At 53.2% G+C, this 17,218-nt stretch carries 16 protein-coding genes, 1 tRNA gene, 1 rRNA gene and 1 other annotated feature; of the genes, 6 read left to right on the forward strand and 12 right to left on the reverse strand.

The window, feature by feature from the left end:
• Positions 1 to 125 precede the first annotated feature (125 nt).
• From AC6I8C_RS14645 to rluD, 5 genes are all read right to left on the reverse strand, one after another.
• Positions 126 to 202: transfer RNA gene (locus AC6I8C_RS14645), tRNA-Ile, on the reverse strand.
• A 73-nt stretch (positions 203 to 275) separates the two neighbouring features.
• A 16S ribosomal RNA gene (locus tag AC6I8C_RS14650) occupies positions 276 to 1,817 on the reverse strand.
• A 472-nt stretch (positions 1,818 to 2,289) separates the two neighbouring features.
• On the reverse strand, positions 2,290 to 4,875 hold the full coding sequence (clpB, locus tag AC6I8C_RS14655; protein ID WP_497822893.1) for an ATP-dependent chaperone ClpB: 2,586 nt from the start codon (positions 4,873 to 4,875) through the stop codon (positions 2,290 to 2,292).
• 113 nt (positions 4,876 to 4,988) lie between these two features.
• Positions 4,989 to 5,717: a purine nucleoside phosphorylase YfiH gene (gene yfiH / locus AC6I8C_RS14660; RefSeq protein WP_497822894.1), complete on the reverse strand. Its 729-nt coding sequence runs from the start codon at positions 5,715 to 5,717 to the stop codon at positions 4,989 to 4,991.
• Positions 5,717 to 6,694: a 23S rRNA pseudouridine(1911/1915/1917) synthase RluD gene (rluD, locus tag AC6I8C_RS14665; RefSeq protein WP_497822895.1), complete on the reverse strand. Its 978-nt coding sequence runs from the start codon at positions 6,692 to 6,694 to the stop codon at positions 5,717 to 5,719. Before rluD ends, yfiH begins: the two co-directional genes overlap by 1 nt.
• 129 nt (positions 6,695 to 6,823) lie before the next feature.
• Here rluD and bamD point away from each other — a divergent pair, with 129 nt between their 5' ends.
• The 4 genes from bamD to pheA all read left to right on the forward strand — a co-directional run bounded on the left by bamD (position 6,824) and on the right by pheA (position 9,567).
• On the forward strand, positions 6,824 to 7,555 hold the full coding sequence (gene bamD, locus AC6I8C_RS14670; protein ID WP_010248444.1) for an outer membrane protein assembly factor BamD: 732 nt from the start codon (positions 6,824 to 6,826) through the stop codon (positions 7,553 to 7,555).
• 277 nt (positions 7,556 to 7,832) lie between these two features.
• Complete coding sequence (raiA, locus tag AC6I8C_RS14675) at positions 7,833 to 8,168, forward strand: ribosome-associated translation inhibitor RaiA (RefSeq protein WP_013358812.1); 336 nt, start codon at positions 7,833 to 7,835, stop codon at positions 8,166 to 8,168.
• 88 nt (positions 8,169 to 8,256) lie between these two features.
• Positions 8,257 to 8,381: a sequence feature (Phe leader region), on the forward strand.
• On the forward strand, positions 8,258 to 8,305 hold the full coding sequence (gene pheL, locus AC6I8C_RS14680) for a pheA operon leader peptide PheL (protein ID WP_187507180.1): 48 nt from the start codon (positions 8,258 to 8,260) through the stop codon (positions 8,303 to 8,305). (Overlaps the previous feature by 48 nt.)
• 22 nt (positions 8,382 to 8,403) lie before the next feature.
• On the forward strand, positions 8,404 to 9,567 hold the full coding sequence (gene pheA, locus AC6I8C_RS14685; protein WP_497822896.1) for a bifunctional chorismate mutase/prephenate dehydratase: 1,164 nt from the start codon (positions 8,404 to 8,406) through the stop codon (positions 9,565 to 9,567).
• A 41-nt stretch (positions 9,568 to 9,608) separates the two neighbouring features.
• Here pheA and tyrA read toward each other — a convergent pair whose 3' ends face one another.
• Both tyrA and AC6I8C_RS14695 read right to left on the reverse strand, forming a co-directional pair.
• Complete coding sequence (tyrA, locus tag AC6I8C_RS14690) at positions 9,609 to 10,730, reverse strand: bifunctional chorismate mutase/prephenate dehydrogenase (RefSeq protein ID WP_312217462.1); 1,122 nt, start codon at positions 10,728 to 10,730, stop codon at positions 9,609 to 9,611.
• 5 nt (positions 10,731 to 10,735) lie between these two features.
• Positions 10,736 to 11,815 (reverse strand): 3-deoxy-7-phosphoheptulonate synthase, encoded by a 1,080-nt coding sequence (locus AC6I8C_RS14695; RefSeq protein WP_033733589.1) that lies wholly within the window; start codon positions 11,813 to 11,815, stop codon positions 10,736 to 10,738.
• 288 nt (positions 11,816 to 12,103) lie between these two features.
• On the opposite strand from AC6I8C_RS14695, the gene AC6I8C_RS14700 reads away from it, so the two are divergent.
• Positions 12,104 to 12,640 (forward strand): GNAT family N-acetyltransferase, encoded by a 537-nt coding sequence (locus AC6I8C_RS14700; protein WP_497822897.1) that lies wholly within the window; start codon positions 12,104 to 12,106, stop codon positions 12,638 to 12,640.
• Between the two features lie 96 nt (positions 12,641 to 12,736).
• On the opposite strand, the gene rplS is transcribed toward AC6I8C_RS14700, so the two are convergent.
• From rplS to ffh, 5 genes are all read right to left on the reverse strand, one after another.
• A complete protein-coding gene (gene rplS, locus AC6I8C_RS14705; protein WP_003849035.1) occupies positions 12,737 to 13,084 on the reverse strand; it encodes a 50S ribosomal protein L19 in 348 nt (115 codons plus the stop codon).
• 42 nt (positions 13,085 to 13,126) lie between these two features.
• Positions 13,127 to 13,891, reverse strand: a complete 765-nt coding sequence (gene trmD / locus AC6I8C_RS14710) for a tRNA (guanosine(37)-N1)-methyltransferase TrmD (protein ID WP_013358817.1) — start codon at positions 13,889 to 13,891, stop codon at positions 13,127 to 13,129.
• Positions 13,892 to 13,926: 35 nt separating this feature from the next.
• A complete protein-coding gene (gene rimM / locus AC6I8C_RS14715; protein WP_013358818.1) occupies positions 13,927 to 14,475 on the reverse strand; it encodes a ribosome maturation factor RimM in 549 nt (182 codons plus the stop codon).
• An 18-nt stretch (positions 14,476 to 14,493) separates the two neighbouring features.
• Positions 14,494 to 14,742: a 30S ribosomal protein S16 gene (gene rpsP / locus AC6I8C_RS14720; RefSeq protein WP_003849041.1), complete on the reverse strand. Its 249-nt coding sequence runs from the start codon at positions 14,740 to 14,742 to the stop codon at positions 14,494 to 14,496.
• 141 nt (positions 14,743 to 14,883) lie between these two features.
• A complete protein-coding gene (ffh, locus tag AC6I8C_RS14725; protein ID WP_013358819.1) occupies positions 14,884 to 16,245 on the reverse strand; it encodes a signal recognition particle protein in 1,362 nt (453 codons plus the stop codon).
• 165 nt (positions 16,246 to 16,410) lie between these two features.
• Here ffh and AC6I8C_RS14730 point away from each other — a divergent pair, with 165 nt between their 5' ends.
• Positions 16,411 to 17,211, forward strand: a complete 801-nt coding sequence (locus AC6I8C_RS14730) for a cytochrome C assembly family protein (protein ID WP_497822898.1) — start codon at positions 16,411 to 16,413, stop codon at positions 17,209 to 17,211.
• The last annotated feature ends 7 nt before the right edge of the window (positions 17,212 to 17,218 follow it).

Below are 17,218 nucleotides of genomic sequence, written 5' to 3' on the forward strand. Positions count from 1 at the left end.
ACCACTACTACCACTCAACCGAGTACACTTCGTGAGAAATGCAATTCGTGCTCAGGCAAGGCATGTCTTCGCGAAGCATAGTGAACTATGCGAGCCGGAGACATAACGCAGCGTGAGTGCGAATTTGGTAGGCCTGAGTGGACTTGAACCACCGACCTCACCCTTATCAGGGGTGCGCTCTAACCACCTGAGCTACAAGCCTGTAGAGGTTTTTTCTGCTCGTTACTTTTTATCAGACAATCTGTGTGAGCACTGCGCGGGAAGGTATCTTCAGGTAAGGAGGTGATCCAACCGCAGGTTCCCCTACGGTTACCTTGTTACGACTTCACCCCAGTCATGAATCACAAAGTGGTAAGCGCCCTCCCGAAGGTTAAGCTACCTACTTCTTTTGCAACCCACTCCCATGGTGTGACGGGCGGTGTGTACAAGGCCCGGGAACGTATTCACCGTGGCATTCTGATCCACGATTACTAGCGATTCCGACTTCACGGAGTCGAGTTGCAGACTCCGATCCGGACTACGACGCACTTTGTGAGGTCCGCTTGCTCTCGCGAGGTCGCTTCTCTTTGTATGCGCCATTGTAGCACGTGTGTAGCCCTACTCGTAAGGGCCATGATGACTTGACGTCATCCCCACCTTCCTCCGGTTTATCACCGGCAGTCTCCTTTGAGTTCCCGACCGAATCGCTGGCAACAAAGGATAAGGGTTGCGCTCGTTGCGGGACTTAACCCAACATTTCACAACACGAGCTGACGACAGCCATGCAGCACCTGTCTCACGGTTCCCGAAGGCACTAAGGCATCTCTGCCAAATTCCGTGGATGTCAAGAGTAGGTAAGGTTCTTCGCGTTGCATCGAATTAAACCACATGCTCCACCGCTTGTGCGGGCCCCCGTCAATTCATTTGAGTTTTAACCTTGCGGCCGTACTCCCCAGGCGGTCGACTTAACGCGTTAGCTCCGGAAGCCACGCCTCAAGGGCACAACCTCCAAGTCGACATCGTTTACGGCGTGGACTACCAGGGTATCTAATCCTGTTTGCTCCCCACGCTTTCGCACCTGAGCGTCAGTCTTTGTCCAGGGGGCCGCCTTCGCCACCGGTATTCCTCCAGATCTCTACGCATTTCACCGCTACACCTGGAATTCTACCCCCCTCTACAAGACTCAAGCCTGCCAGTTTCAAATGCAGTTCCCAGGTTAAGCCCGGGGATTTCACATCTGACTTAACAGGCCGCCTGCGTGCGCTTTACGCCCAGTAATTCCGATTAACGCTTGCACCCTCCGTATTACCGCGGCTGCTGGCACGGAGTTAGCCGGTGCTTCTTCTGCGGGTAACGTCAATCGGCGCGGTTATTAACCGCACCGCCTTCCTCCCCGCTGAAAGTACTTTACAACCCGAAGGCCTTCTTCATACACGCGGCATGGCTGCATCAGGCTTGCGCCCATTGTGCAATATTCCCCACTGCTGCCTCCCGTAGGAGTCTGGACCGTGTCTCAGTTCCAGTGTGGCTGGTCATCCTCTCAGACCAGCTAGGGATCGTCGCCTAGGTGGGCCATTACCCCGCCTACTAGCTAATCCCATCTGGGTTCATCCGATAGTGAGAGGCCCGAAGGTCCCCCTCTTTGGTCTTGCGACGTTATGCGGTATTAGCCACCGTTTCCAGTGGTTATCCCCCTCTATCGGGCAGATCCCCAGACATTACTCACCCGTCCGCCACTCGTCACCCAAGGAGCAAGCTCCTCTGTGCTACCGTCCGACTTGCATGTGTTAGGCCTGCCGCCAGCGTTCAATCTGAGCCATGATCAAACTCTTCAATTTAAGTTTGATTTGCTTAAACAAGTTAAGCGGTGCTCATCTGTAAAACGTCATAATGAATTTCATTATGTGTTCACTCGTGAGGCTTTGATATTTTTTACGTCCGGAGACGCTGATATCAATCCTGCGAGTGCCCACACAGATTGTCTGATAAATTGTTAAAGAGCAGTGCGAACAGTGCGTTAGCGTCCTGTCGCGAGGTGGCGTATATTACGCTTTCCTCCTGCAGAGTCAACCTCTTTCTCAGAAGTTTTTCTCCGGCGGCGCAGTCTCCTGTGCCTCTCAACCCGTTTCCCGTTGCCGGTGTTCCGTGTCGATGGAGGCGCATTATAGGGAACGGCTCAGATAGCGCAAGTGCAAATGATAATTTTTTTACTGACCGTTCAATTTGCACTCAAAAGGTATGCTAAATAAGCAAAAACCCCGCAAAAGGGCAAAAAAAACGGGCCAGCGGCCCGTTTTTCGACTCACATCATTACTGATGTGCAGTAATGACGTCGTTTTCCACATCCATTTCGATGGTTTTGCCTGGCACCAGCGAACCAGCAAGGATCTGCTGAGCCAGCGGGTTCTCAATTTGCTGCTGTATCGCACGTTTGAGAGGTCGTGCACCATAGACCGGATCATATCCGTTCTCGGCCAGCAGTTTGATAGCATCATCTGAGATGTGCAGCTGATAGCCACGTTCATCCAGACGTTTGTACAACCGCTGCAGCTGAATCTGCGCAATCGACGCAATGTGTTTCTCTGCCAGCGGATGGAAGACGACCACTTCATCAATACGGTTGACGAATTCCGGACGGAAATGCTGTCCGACCACACCCATCACAATATCTTTCATTTCCGGGTAGCTGAGATTGCCGAACCGTTCCTGGATTAAATCTGATCCCAGGTTAGAGGTCATGATCACCACGCTGTTACGGAAGTCGACCGTACGACCCTGCCCATCCGTCAGACGCCCATCATCCAGCACCTGCAGCAGAATGTTGAAGACATCAGGATGCGCCTTCTCAACTTCATCCAGCAGAATGACCGAATAAGGACGACGGCGTACCGCTTCGGTCAGATAACCGCCCTCTTCGTAGCCGACATAGCCGGGAGGTGAACCCACCAGCCGTGACACTGAATGTTTTTCCATAAATTCGGACATGTCGATACGCACCATCGCATCGTCACTGTCGAACAGGAAGTTAGCCAGCGATTTACACAGTTCGGTCTTACCTACTCCGGTAGGTCCCAGGAACAGGAAAGAACCAATTGGCCGGTTAGGATCTGACAGGCCAGCACGACTACGGCGGATGGCATTGGATACCGCTTCAACCGCTTCATCCTGTCCGATGACCCGGCCGTGCAGATCCTGTTCCATGCGCAGTAACTTATCGCGCTCACCTTCCATCATTCGCGCCACCGGGATACCGGTCCAGCGCGCCAGCACATCCGCAATCTCCACATCAGTTACGCGGTTGCGCAGTAACTTCATGGTTTTGCCTTCCGCCTGGGTCGCTGCGGCTAGCTGTTTTTCCAGTTCCGGAATTTTACCGTACTGCAGTTCTGACATCTGAGCGAGATCGCCCTGACGACGAGCCTGCTCTAAGTTCAGACGCGCCTGCTCAAGTTCAGCTTTAATATTCTGTGTGCCCGACAGCGAAGCTTTCTCAGTCTTCCACTCATCTTCCAGCTCGGCATATTCGCGCTCTTTCTGGTTCAGCTCAGTTTCCAGCATCTCCAGACGTTTGATACTGGCATCATCCGCCTCTTTATTCAGCGCCTGCTGCTCCAGCTTCAGCTGAATGATGCGGCGCTCAAGACGATCGAGTGACTCCGGCTTCGAGTCCATCTGCATACGAATGCTGGATGCAGCCTCATCAATCAGGTCAATCGCTTTATCCGGCAACTGGCGATCAGCAATGTAGCGATGAGAAAGCGTTGCCGCTGCGACAATCGCCGGGTCAGTAATCTGCACATGGTGATGCAGTTCGTAACGCTCTTTCAGGCCACGCAGAATAGCGATGGTGTCTTCCACACTCGGCTCAGCCACAAAGACTTTCTGGAAACGACGCTCCAGCGCAGCATCTTTTTCAATGTACTGACGGTACTCATCCAGCGTAGTGGCGCCCACGCAGTGCAGTTCACCACGCGCCAGCGCAGGCTTAAGCATGTTACCGGCGTCCATTGCACCGTCCGCTTTACCGGCGCCTACCATAGTGTGCAGTTCGTCAATAAACAGAATGACGTTGCCTTCCTGTTTCGACAGGTCACTCAGCACGCCTTTCAGACGCTCTTCGAATTCACCGCGATATTTCGCCCCGGCCACCAGCGCCCCCATATCCAGCGCCAGTACCCGACGGCCTTTCAGACCTTCAGGGACTTCACCGTTGATGATGCGCTGCGCCAGCCCTTCAACAATAGCGGTTTTACCCACGCCAGGTTCACCAATCAGCACCGGGTTGTTTTTGGTACGGCGCTGCAGAACCTGAATAGTGCGGCGAATCTCTTCGTCACGGCCGATGACCGGATCGAGTTTGCCCTTCTCGGCACGTTCGGTCAGATCGATAGTGTATTTCTTTAATGCCTGGCGCTGATCTTCAGCCCCCTGATCGTTCACGTTGTCTCCTCCCCGCATCTGTTCAATCGCACTGGTGATTTTTTCGCGCGTTGCGCCCGCTGCTTTAAGCAGATCGGCCAGTGAACCTCGAGATTCAAGGGCGGCCAGAACAAATAATTCGGATGAAATGAAGTTATCGTTGCGCTTCTGCGCCAGCTTGTCGCACAGGTTTAATACCCGCACGAGGTCAGATGAGGGTTGTACATCCCCTTCGCTGCCTTCAACTTGTGGCAGGCGATCGATGGCCTGCTCAACCTGAGCGCGTAAGGGGGTAACGTTGACACCCGCAGAAGTCAGTAAAGGTGAAACCGATCCGCCTTCCTGTTTGAGCAACGCGCTCATCAGGTGCAGAGGTTCAATAAATTGGTTGTCGTGTCCCAGAGCCAGGGACTGCGCGTCGGCGAGAGCCAGCTGAAATTTGTTAGTAAGACGATCCAGACGCATAATTCCTCCCATTACAGGTCAAAATGCTACTGGAGATTAAATGAGGTCATCCCTCAAAATTTCAAGGTTAATGACCTGAGATTTGAGTAAAAAACACGCTAACTGGACCGTCTTATGGCGTAAGGTTATAACAGCCAGATTAAAGTTGCCATACGCCCGGTGATCCCATCGCGGCGGAAGGAGAAGAAATCGTCGCGCTGCGTAAAGGTACAACGGCTGTCGGCGCTGATTGAATGCACTCCTGCTGCCTGGAGTCGCCTGCGCGCCAGCAGCCAGATATCAGCGTAAAATTTCTCGCCTGAAGGGCGGAAAGCCTGCACGGCGCGAGGATCCTGAGCCATAAAGGCCTCACGTACTTCTGCACCGACCTCAAATGCATCGGGCCCGATTGCCGGACCCAGCCAGGCATGGATCTGGTCCGGCGGGGAACGAAACTGCGCCAGCGTATTTTCCAGTACACCCGCACACAGTCCGCGCCAGCCTGCATGTGCCGCCGCCACTTCCGTCCCATCCTGTGAACAGAACAGAACCGGGAGGCAGTCAGCGGTCATGATGGCGCAGACGACGCCGGGCTGATCGGTGATGCAGGCATCAGCACGTAATGGCGTACATCCTCCTGCAGCCAGACGCATAACCTCCGTGCCATGAATCTGATCCAGCCACTGCGGCATCGCAGGCAGGCCCGCTTCTTCCACCAGCAACTGCCGGTTACGCGCCACTGCATCCGGATTATCCCCTACGTGCCCGCCGAGATTCAGCGCATCCCACGGCGACGTGCTTATGCCGCCCTGTCGCTGCGTCGAGCAGGCCCGAACGCGTGACGGAGCGGGCCATTGAGGCGTAATCAGATTCATCACCAGTTCATCTGGTCTTTGAATTCTTCAGTGTCTGCTTTTAATGCCGCGATCAGATCAACCATGTCCTGCGGAAGCGCCGCATGGAATTCCATCTCAATCCCGCTGATTGGGTGATAGAGACGCAACATGGTGGCGTGCAGGGCCTGACGGTCGAAACCGCGCAGCGCAGTAATAAATGCCTCTGATGCGCCTTTTGGCGGACGCGGACGGCCACCATAAAGCGGATCGCCCACCAGCGGATGGCTGATGTGAGACATATGCACACGGATCTGGTGAGTACGACCCGTTTCCAGGCGCAGACGCAGACGGGTATGCGCGCGGAAGTGCTCCATGATGCGGTAATGGGTCACCGCCGGCTTACCCATCGGGTGAACCGCCATGTGGGTGCGTTTGGTTGAGTGACGGCTGATAGGCTGCTCAACCGTGCCGCCCGCCGTCATATTACCAATTGCGACCGCTTCATATTCACGAGTGATTTCGCGACGTTGCAGCGAGTCCACCAGATGCGTCTGAGCCGGTACAGTTTTCGCCACCACCATTAAACCGGTGGTGTCTTTATCCAGGCGGTGTACGATGCCCGCGCGTGGCACATCCATAATCGCCGGATAGTGATGAAGTAAGGCGTTGAGTACCGTGCCATCCGGGTTACCGGCGCCAGGGTGAACCACAAAGTCGCGTGGTTTGTTGATGACGATGATGTCTTCATCTTCATAAACGATGTCGAGTGGCAGATTTTGCGGTTCCCAGCGCTGTGCCTCTTCGATCTCAGCGTCAATCGCGACCAGCTCGCCGCCCAGCACTTTTTCTTTAGGTGTATCGACCATGACGCCGTTTACTGTTACGCGACGGTCGAGGATCCACTCTTTTATGCGGGAACGTGAATAATCAGGGAACAATTCCGCCAAAGTCTGATCTAAGCGTTGTCCGAGTTGTGATTCGGATACCGTTGCGGTGAGTTGAACTTGTTGTGCCATATACAGCTTCTTCGTTAACGTTGGGTTTTCACGGCGATGCCGTTTAATATAATGTGCTATCGTACCTGGTCATTACCGGGAGCTATACGGACAGCTTCCGCCATAACATTTGAGGATAATCACTTCGTCATGACGCGTATGAAACATCTGGTGGCTGCTGCCACACTGAGCCTGGCACTTGTTGGTTGTTCCGGCTCAAATGACGCGGTACCGGACAGCCCGCCTTCTGAAATCTATGCTACAGCGCAGCAAAAGCTGCAGGACGGTAACTTTAAAGCCGCGATTAAGCAACTGGAAGCGCTGGATAATCGTTATCCGTTCGGTCCTTATTCGCAGCAGGTGCAGCTGGATTTAATCTACGCGTACTATAAAAATGCCGATCTGCCCCTCGCACAGGCTGCCATTGCCCGCTTTATGCGTCTTAACCCCACACATCCGAACATTGACTATGTCATCTATATGAAAGGTCTGACGGACATGGCGCTGGATGACTCAGCACTGCAGGGCTTCTTTGGTATCGATCGTTCTGACCGCGATCCGACGCACGCTCGTGATGCCTTCCGCGACTTCTCCCAGCTGCTGCGCAGTTACCCGAACAGCCAGTATGCGGCTGATGCTCAGAAACGCCTGGTCTATCTGAAAGACCGCCTGGCGAAATATGAGCTGTCAGTGGCGCAATTCTATACTAAGCGTGAGGCGTATGTCGCGGTTGTTAACCGTGTCGAAGGTATGATGCGCGATTATCCGGATACTCAGGCAACACACGATGCGCTGCCGCTGATGGAAAATGCTTACCGCAATCTGCAGCTGAACGCTGAAGCGGACAAAGTGGCCAAAATCATCGCAGCGAACAAAAGCTGATAGCCCTGATTTAAGCCACAAAAAAGCAGCCTGTGATGGCTGCTTTTTTTTTGCTCAAAGAACAGTCAGAAGTGGATCTGATGCCAGCGAGCTAACTCATCAAGCATGCCGTGTTAATCGTTTCGCTTCAAGCCATTTCAGCCAGTTTCTCAGCCTTTCTCACAGAATGTCGTGACTGACAAAAAGTGACATTTTTTCGTGATCGAAATCGCACATTCAACGCTTTTTCGCGCTATGCTGAAAAGACCAAGACGGAAATGACAGAGAGGTAAGAACGATGATTCTGAACATTACCAGTAAACAAATGGAGATCACTCCGGCAATCCGAAGCCATGTTGAAGACCGTCTCGCCAAGCTCGAAAAATGGCAAACTGACCTGATTAACCCGCATATTGTCCTGTCCAAAGAGCCCAAAGAATTCGTGGCTGACGCCACCATTAACACACCTAACGGGACTCTGGTAGCCAGCGCCAAGCATGATGATATGTACACCGCGATCAACGATTTGATTGCGAAGCTCGAACGTCAGCTGAATAAAGTTCAGCATAAGTCTGAAGCACGCCGCGCCAGTGCCAGCGTAAAAGATATTATCCCCGCCGACGAAGAGTCCTGAGTTTGTTAACGCGCCTTCGGGCGCGTTTTTTATTGACAGCTTTTAAGCAGTACGGTTACTCTCAGGTCACTCTCTTTTCGGACATTCCCATGAAACTTGATCTGTTTTTCTTCGCTTTCTTTTTTACCTTCCCCTGAACGGGAGGCCATTCGTCGTGTGAAAATGAAAGCGAAGACGAACAACGAAGCCTCCCAACCGGGAGGCTTTTTTATTGGATAGCATACAGGTGAGCCCTATGAATCCCGACAATCCATTGCTGGCGCTACGCGACAAGATCAGCGCAGTGGATAAAAAACTTCTGACGCTGTTGGCCGAGCGTCGTCTGCTGGCAGTGGAAGTCGCGCAAGCGAAACTGGCAACGCATCGCCCGATTCGCGATGTGGAGCGTGAACGCGCGCTGCTGGAGAATCTGATTGTGCTGGGTAAAGAGCACAAACTGGATGCGCACTACATCACCCGCCTGTTCCAGCTGGTCATCGAAGATTCAGTACTGACTCAGCAGGCACTGCTGCAGAAAAACCTCAATCATCCCCATGCGCATGCCGCCCGCATCGCTTTCCTTGGTCCGAAAGGCTCTTACTCACATCTTGCCGCACGCAACTACGCATCGCGCCATTTCGATAGCATGGTGGAATGTGGCTGCCTGAAGTTTCACGACATCATCAAACAGGTCGAGAATGGTGTGGCTGATTACGCCGTAATGCCGATTGAGAATACCAGTTCGGGCTCTATTAACGACGTCTACGATCTGCTGCAACAGACCAGCCTCTCTATCGTGGGTGAGCTGACATTACCTATCGATCACTGCGTGCTGGTAAATGGTCCCACCGATCTGCAGCAGATTGAAACGGTGTACAGCCATCCTCAGCCCTTCCAGCAGTGCAGCCAGTTCATTAACCGCTTCCCGCACTGGAAAATCGAATATACCGAGAGTACCGCAGCAGCGATGGAGAAAGTGGCTGCGCTCAACTCACCTAAGGTGGCAGCGCTGGGTAGTGAAGCAGGCGGCGAGCTCTATCAGTTGCAGGTGCTGGAACGTAATCTGGCCAATCAGCAGCAGAACCATACCCGCTTTATTGTGCTGGCACGCAAACCAATTGAGGTATCGGACCAGGTCCCGGCGAAAACCACGCTGATCATGGCAACCGGCCAGCAGGCGGGGGCGCTGGTCGATGCGCTGCTGGTTCTGCGTCAGCACAATCTGATTATGAGCAAGCTGGAGTCCCGCCCGATTAATGGCAATCCGTGGGAAGAGATGTTTTACATTGATGTGCAGGGCAATCTGCAATCAGAGCGGATGCAGCAGGCGCTTCAGGAACTGCAAACCATGACCCGCTCGCTGAAAGTTCTGGGCTGCTATCCCAGCGAGAATGTGGTGCCAGTTGACCCTGGCGAATAAAAAGAAAAGAAAAAAGGCATCCGATTGGATGCCTTCTTCATTTATGGACGGCTGTCATTGGCCGAACGCAGCAGACTGCGGCTTTCAACCAGGAAGCGTTTCGCGTGATCGCCAAACCACTGCTCTACCCGGTTAAAGCTGGCAATAAACGCCTGCTTGTCACCCTGCTCCAGCAGGGCTATTGCTTCACCAAACCGCTGGTAATAGCGTTTGATCAGCGCCAGATTACTCTCTGAGGACATGATAATATCCGCATAAAGCTGCGGATCCTGCGCGAACAATCGTCCCACCATCGCCAGTTCCAGCCGGTAAATCGGCGACGAGAGCGCCAATAGCTGATCGAGATTGACGTTCTCTTCAGCTAAATGCAGACCATAGGCAAAGGTGGCAAAGTGGCGCAGCGCCTGAATGAACGCCATGTTCTGGTCATGCTCAACGGCACTGATACGATGCAGACGCGCACCCCAGACCTGAATCTGCTCCAGGAACCACTGGTAGGCTTCCGGCTCTCTTCCATCACACCAGACCACCACCTGTTTTGCCAGACTGCCGCTGTCCGGGCCAAACATCGGATGCAGACCCAGCACCGGGCCGTTATGAGCGGCCAGCATCGCCTGCAGAGGCCGGTTTTTCACTGACGCCAGATCGACCAGGATACAATCTTCAGGCAGTGGCGGCAGCTGAGCAATGACCTGCTCAGTCAGGTGAATCGGCACACTGATGATCACCATGCCGGCATCACTAAGCAGTGACTCAGCCTGTGGCCAGTCCTCTTTATCCAGCGTTTTGACCGTATAGCCTGACAGCCCGAGCATTTTTTCAAACAACCGGCCCATCTGGCCCTTGCCACCGACGATCACCACCGGGCGCAGTTCAGGACAGAGGGTTTTGAACCCTTTGTCATTTTCGCTGGTATAGGATTCGCGCATCACACGACGCAGCACATCCTCTATCAAATCCGGTGGTACACCGAGCGCCTCAGCCTCTTTGCGACGGGAAGCCAGCATAGACGCTTCCCGTTCAGGGACATAGATAGGCAGTCCGTAACGGCTCTTAACCTCCCCTACTTCCGCTACCAGCTCCAGCCGTTTAGCCAGCAGATCCAGCAGCGCTTTATCAACACTGTCAATTTGATCGCGTAACGCGGTCAGTTCAGCCACCATTGCTCTTACACCTCTTGTGACAGACGCGCCGACAGCACTCCCTGCAGATCCTGATGCATCTCACGCAGCAACGTTTCGGTCACCTCCCAGTTGATGCAGGCATCGGTTACGGAAACGCCATACTTCATTTCGCTGCGTGGCTGTTCAGAAGACTGGTTCCCCTCATTGATATGGCTTTCCAGCATCAGACCAATGATTGAACGGTTACCGTCTTTGATCTGCGCGATAGCGGATTCCGCTACGCCAGGCTGACGGCTGTAGTCTTTGTTCGAATTGCCATGGCTGCAATCTATCATTAAGGCTGGACGCAGTCCCGCTTTGAGCATCTCTTTTTCACACTGCGCAACATCTTCAGGACCGTAGTTCGGCGCTTTGCCACCACGCAGAATCACGTGACCATCCGGATTGCCCTGCGTCTGCAGCAGGCAGACCTGACCAGCCTGATTGATCCCGACAAAACGGTGCGGCATTGCAGCAGCACGCATGGCGTTGATTGCCGTTCCCAGACTGCCATCGGTGCCGTTTTTAAAGCCGACCGGCATCGACAGGCCCGAGGCCATTTCACGGTGCGTCTGAGATTCTGTCGTCCGTGCGCCAATGGCAGACCAGCTGAACAGGTCGCCCAGGTATTGCGGGCTATTCGGATCCAGTGCTTCAGTCGCCAGCGGCAGGCCCATTTCAACCAGGTTCACCAGCAGCTGACGCGCTATGTGCAGACCCGCTTCCATATCAAACGAGTTATCCATGTAAGGATCATTAATCAGCCCTTTCCAGCCGACAGTCGTACGAGGCTTTTCAAAATAGACGCGCATCACGATATAAAGCTGATCTTTCAGCTCTTCAGAAAGGGTGTGCAGACGACGAGCATATTCAAGCGCCACTTCGGTATCGTGAATCGAGCAGGGTCCGCACACCACCAGCAGACGCGGATCGCGGCCGGCAATAATGTCAGAGATAGTCTGGCGGGACGCCGCGACCTGCTCCTGCTGTTCAGTAGTCAGTGGAAACTTCGCTTTCAGCTCTTCAGGCGTAATGAGTACCTGTTCACCGGCGATATGCACATTGTTCAGCGCGTCTTTTTGCATGATGGCGATCCTTTGGCTCGTATTAGCTTATTGTGGCTCCTCATTGAGGGATGCAAATACTGTATCACAGGCAATACATAGCGCAATAATATATGTACACATTTATTACCGCAGATCAAACACTGCTAAGCCTACCAATTAAATAACCTTTAAATTCATAATTTTAATTAAGACACACATAAAATGACGAGTCATCATAATGTAATTATATATTTACACATGCGTATGTTGCGTTTCTGCTCCCCGCAGGCAGAATGAAAGAATTATTCTGATGAAACTGAGAGAGTTATGCGCCCATCGCTACAGAAAATTTATCTGCGACCGTTTGAGCTCAATGACATAGCCGCATTTACTGCTGCGGTTAATGCCTCTCTGGACAGCCTGCTCCCCTGGATGGTCTGGGCGCATCACGATTATCAGCCTCACGAAGCAGAAAGCTGGATCCGCTTTACTCACTGGCAGCGGATAAAGGAGGAAGCAGAAGAGTTTGCGATTGTCGATCAGCATGACCGGCTGCTGGGAGGCGCAGGCATACGCTTTGCCCGTCATCCGGGTGACACCAGCGCAATTGGCTACTGGGTTCGCAGTGATGCACAGCGTCAGGGGATCGCGAGCCGCGCGGTAGCAAAGCTGCTGCCGCTCGGATTTTCACGCCCGGAGACACGGGTGATTGAAATTCTGGCCGCTGAGGATAACCTGGCCAGTCGGGGCGTAGCGGAGAAGTGCGGTGGCCAGTTTATTGGCTGTCGTTATGGCCTGATCGTATTAGAGGCGGGGCCGGTGAATACCGCGATTTATCATTTTCAGCGGCCGGATGCCGGTTAACTGCTGCTATCTGGTTGTCATCAGGACAAAAAAAGGGGCTGGCAGATGCCAACCCCTTGTTTGCTATTAACTTTTAGATGTCGCGTTAGCGATACCTTAGTTAAGACGCTCTTTAATACGAGCAGACTTACCAGTACGCTCACGCAGGTAGTACAGTTTGGCTTTACGCACAGCGCCACGACGTTTAACAGCGATGCTGTCAATGACAGGTGAATGAGTCTGGAATACACGCTCAACGCCTTCGCCGTTAGAAATTTTGCGAACAGTGAATGCAGAGTGCAGACCGCGGTTACGAATAGCGATAACCACGCCCTCGAATGCCTGCAGACGTTTTTTAGAACCTTCAACGACCCATACTTTCACTTCCACGGAATCACCCGGGCGGAAGGAAGGTACGTCCTGTTTCATCTGCTCTTGTTCAATTTGCTTGATAATGTTGCTCATAATTAAATCTCATATCCTGGGTAAACTGATAGTCGGGGAAGATCACTCTTCCACATCATCGTTTTGTTGCTGCTGAGATTCCCGCTGGAACTCATTCAGCAACCTTGCTTGCTCTTCAGTCAGAGCCAGGTTTTCCAGAAGTTCAGGTCTTCTCAGCCAGGTACGGCCTAGCGACTGCTTCAGACGCCAGCGGCGAATATCAGCATGGTTACCTGACAGTAATACTGCCGGGACCTCCACGCCGTCTAACACTTCAGGTCGGGTATAGTGCGGACAATCCAGCAAGCCATCAGAGAACGAATCCTCATCGGCTGACGCCTGCTTGCCGAGTACGCCTGGAATAAACCGGGCAACTGCGTCAATCATCGTCATTGCTGGCAGTTCCCCGCCGCTGAGAACGTAATCACCGATTGACCATTCTTCGTCAATTTCGGAATGAATTACGCGCTCATCAATCCCTTCATAACGGCCACAGACCAGAATTAACTTGTCCCGTGCCGCCAGTTCGCAAACGCCCTGTTGGTCCAGTTTGCGACCCTGAGGTGAAAGATATATCACTCTGGCGCCATCACCTGCCGCTGCTTTCGCTGCGGAGATGGCATCCCGTAAGGGTTGTACCATCATCAGCATTCCCGGTCCGCCGCCGTAAGGACGATCATCCACAGTACGGTGCCGGTCGTGCGTGAAGTCACGAGGACTCCAGCTCTGAATGCTGAGCAGACCGTTTTTTACAGCCCGGCCAGTTACCCCGTAATCGGTAATAGCGCGAAACATTTCTGGAAACAGGCTGATAACACCAATCCACATTGTATTCGCCGTTACGTTACCGTTCGATTCGGAGATCAAAAACCAGGATCCCAATCTACCTCAATGACGCCAGTAGAGAGATCGACTTTCCTGATAACCTGTTCATCAAGAAACGGAATTAACCGCTCCTGAGCACCGAATGCATCTTTCAGGTTTGCCTTAACGACGAGTACGTCGTTCGAGCCGGTTTCCATCATATCGATGACTTTACCCATCTCGTAGCCTTCAAGGTTAACTACCTGGCAGCCCATAAGGTCTTTCCAGTAGTAGTCGCCCTCTTCAAGCGATGGCAACTGCGTCGAGTCAACCTGAATTTCGCAATTGGTTAACTGAGCCGCCGCATCCCGATCGTCAATGCCTTTGACTTTGATGATCAGGTCCTGATTGTGGTGCTTCCAACCTTCCAGTTCGACCTGCTGCCATTTACCGGCGCGCTGGATGAACCAGGGTTGGTAGTTGAAGATGCTTTCAGCGTCTTCAGTGGAGGAAAACACTTTGAGCCAGCCGCGAATACCGTAGGCGGCTCCCATCTTACCCAATACAATCGGGTTAACAGGAGGCTGTGCGGCAAGTTGTCTGCTCATGCTCACCACCGTGACAGATTAAGCTGCTTTCTTAGCTTCTTTGACCAGCGCGTTAACGCGATCAGAGAGTGTTGCGCCCTGGCCAACCCAGTGCTCGATACGGTCCAGATCCAGACGCAGACCTTCAGCCTGACCAGATGCGATCGGGTTGAAGAAACCAACGCGCTCGATGAAACGACCGTTGCGTGCATTGCGGCTGTCAGTAACGACGACCTGATAGAACGGACGCTTTTTAGCGCCGTGACGTGCCAAACGAATTGTTACCATAACATCCTCTTCAGTTAATAAAACACCCGGCCCCCATCGAGGAACGGGGTCCGGGTGCTGTATAAAAAGCCCGAAAATTTTACTCATTTTGGCGAAAAAAGCAACCTAAACCGTGCCTTTCCGGGCTTTTTTGTGGAACGCTTAGCGGCCGGGGAATCCTGGCGGCATCATACCCTTCATGCCGCGCATCATTTTCGCCATACCGCCCTTCTTCATTTTCTTCATCATACGCTGCATGTCGTCGAACTGCTTCAATAAGCGGTTAACGTCCTGCACCTGCATTCCGGAGCCGGTTGCGATGCGGCGCTTGCGCGAGCCTTTGATGATTTCTGGTTTCTCACGCTCTTTGCGCGTCATCGAGTTGATGATGGCTTCCATGCGCACCAGGACTTTGTCATCCATCTGCGATTTCACATTGTCAGGCAACTGTCCCATACCGGGCAGTTTGCCCATCAGGCTGGCCATGCCGCCCATGTTGCGCATCTGCTTCAGCTGCTCAAGGAAGTCATTGAGATCAAAACCGTCGCCGGTTTTCAGCTTCTTAGCCAGTTTCTCCGCCTGGTCGCGGTCAACCTTGCTTTCAATATCTTCGATCAGTGACAGCACGTCACCCATGCCGAGGATACGTGACGCAATACGGTCGGGATAGAACGGTTCAAGCGCTTCGGTTTTTTCACCGACACCCATGAATTTAATCGGCTTGCCGGTGATATGGCGAATCGACAGCGCTGCACCACCGCGGGCATCACCGTCGACCTTGGTCAGGATAACCCCGGTCAGCGGCAGCGCTTCATTAAAGGCTTTCGCCGTGTTTGCGGCATCCTGACCGGTCATGGCATCGACCACAAACAGCGTTTCTACCGGTTTAATCGCGGCATGAACCTGTTTGATTTCGTCCATCATCGCTTCGTCAACGTGCAGACGACCGGCGGTATCCACCAGCAGCACATCGTAGAACTTCAGGCGGGCTTCACGCAGCGCATTATTGACGATGTCGACCGGCTTCTGACTGAGATCGGACGGACAGAAATCCACGCCAACCTGCTGTGCCAGGGTTTCCAGCTGTTTGATTGCCGCCGGACGATAGACGTCGGCAGAAACCACTAAGACTTTCTTCTTATGTTTCTCACGCAGGAACTTACCCAGCTTAGCGACGCTGGTGGTTTTACCGGCACCTTGCAGGCCCGCCATCAGTACTACGGCTGGTGGCTGAGCCGCCAGGTCGAGTGCATTGTTCTCTGCGCCCATCGCCGCAACCAGCTCGTTACGAACGATTTTGATGAACTCCTGACCTGGCGTCAGGCTTTTATTCACATCATGGCCGACCGCGCTCTCTTTCACACGGTTGATGAAGTCACGTACCACCGGTAGTGCAACGTCAGCTTCAAGCAGCGCCATGCGCACTTCACGCAGGGTCTCTTTGATGTTCTCTTCAGTCAGCCTTCCGCGGCCGCTGATATTTCGCAGGGTTTGCGACAAACGATCGGTTAAATTATCAAACATGGTCTCTCACTAAAAAAAAGATCGCGAGGTGCCTGATCGGCAGAATGCGGCGGATTATAACACGAAGCCTCGGCGATCTCTGCAATTGCCCCTCAGATCGTTTGGAGCCTGCTTCGGCTGGCGCTATACTGCCTTTTTCCTTATCTGACTGACCTGAAAGGATCTATGTTCGTTTTCGCGATAGTGGCGCTATTCGCCTACTCCTTAAGTCTTGCCCTTATCATTCCCAGCCTGTTGAAACGTAACGGCGGCTGGCGGCGAATGGCGATGTTCTCTGCCTGTGTGGCGCTGGTGACACACGCGGTCGCCCTGCAGCAACGCATATTTGCGGTTGATAGCGGACAGAATTTAAGCCTGCTCAACATTGGCTCGCTGGTGAGCCTGTTGATCTGCGCCATCATGACCATTGTGGCGTCACGCAACCGTGGCTGGCTGCTGCTGCCGATTGTCTATAGCTTCGCGCTGATTAATCTGGCCTTCGCCACTTTCGTCCCCAATGCGTTCATCACCCATCTGGAAACCACGCCAGGCATGATGATCCATATCGGCTTGTCGCTGTTCGCCTATGCGACGCTGATTATTGCCGCGCTCTATGCGCTGCAGCTGGCGTGGATTGATTACCAGCTGAAAAACAAGCGACTGGCATTTACCCAGGATATGCCGCCGCTGCTGACCATCGAACGTAAGATGTTTCACATTACCCAGGTGGGCGTCGTGCTGCTGACGCTGGTGCTCTGCACAGGTCTGTTTTATATGCAGGATCTCTTCAGAGCAGAAAATGTCGATAAAGCCGTTCTCTCCATCATTGCGTGGTTTGTTTATATCGTTTTGCTGTGGGGGCACTATCATGAAGGCTGGCGTGGTCGCCGCGTCGTCTGGTTTAACTGCAGCGGTGCGGTGCTGTTAACCATGGCTTACTTCGGCAGTCGCATCCTGCAGCATCTGCTTGTCCCTACCTCTCGTTAAAAAGGAA

The sequence above is a fragment of the Pantoea sp. X-Soil-YNGN-844 genome, from assembly GCF_059730595.1.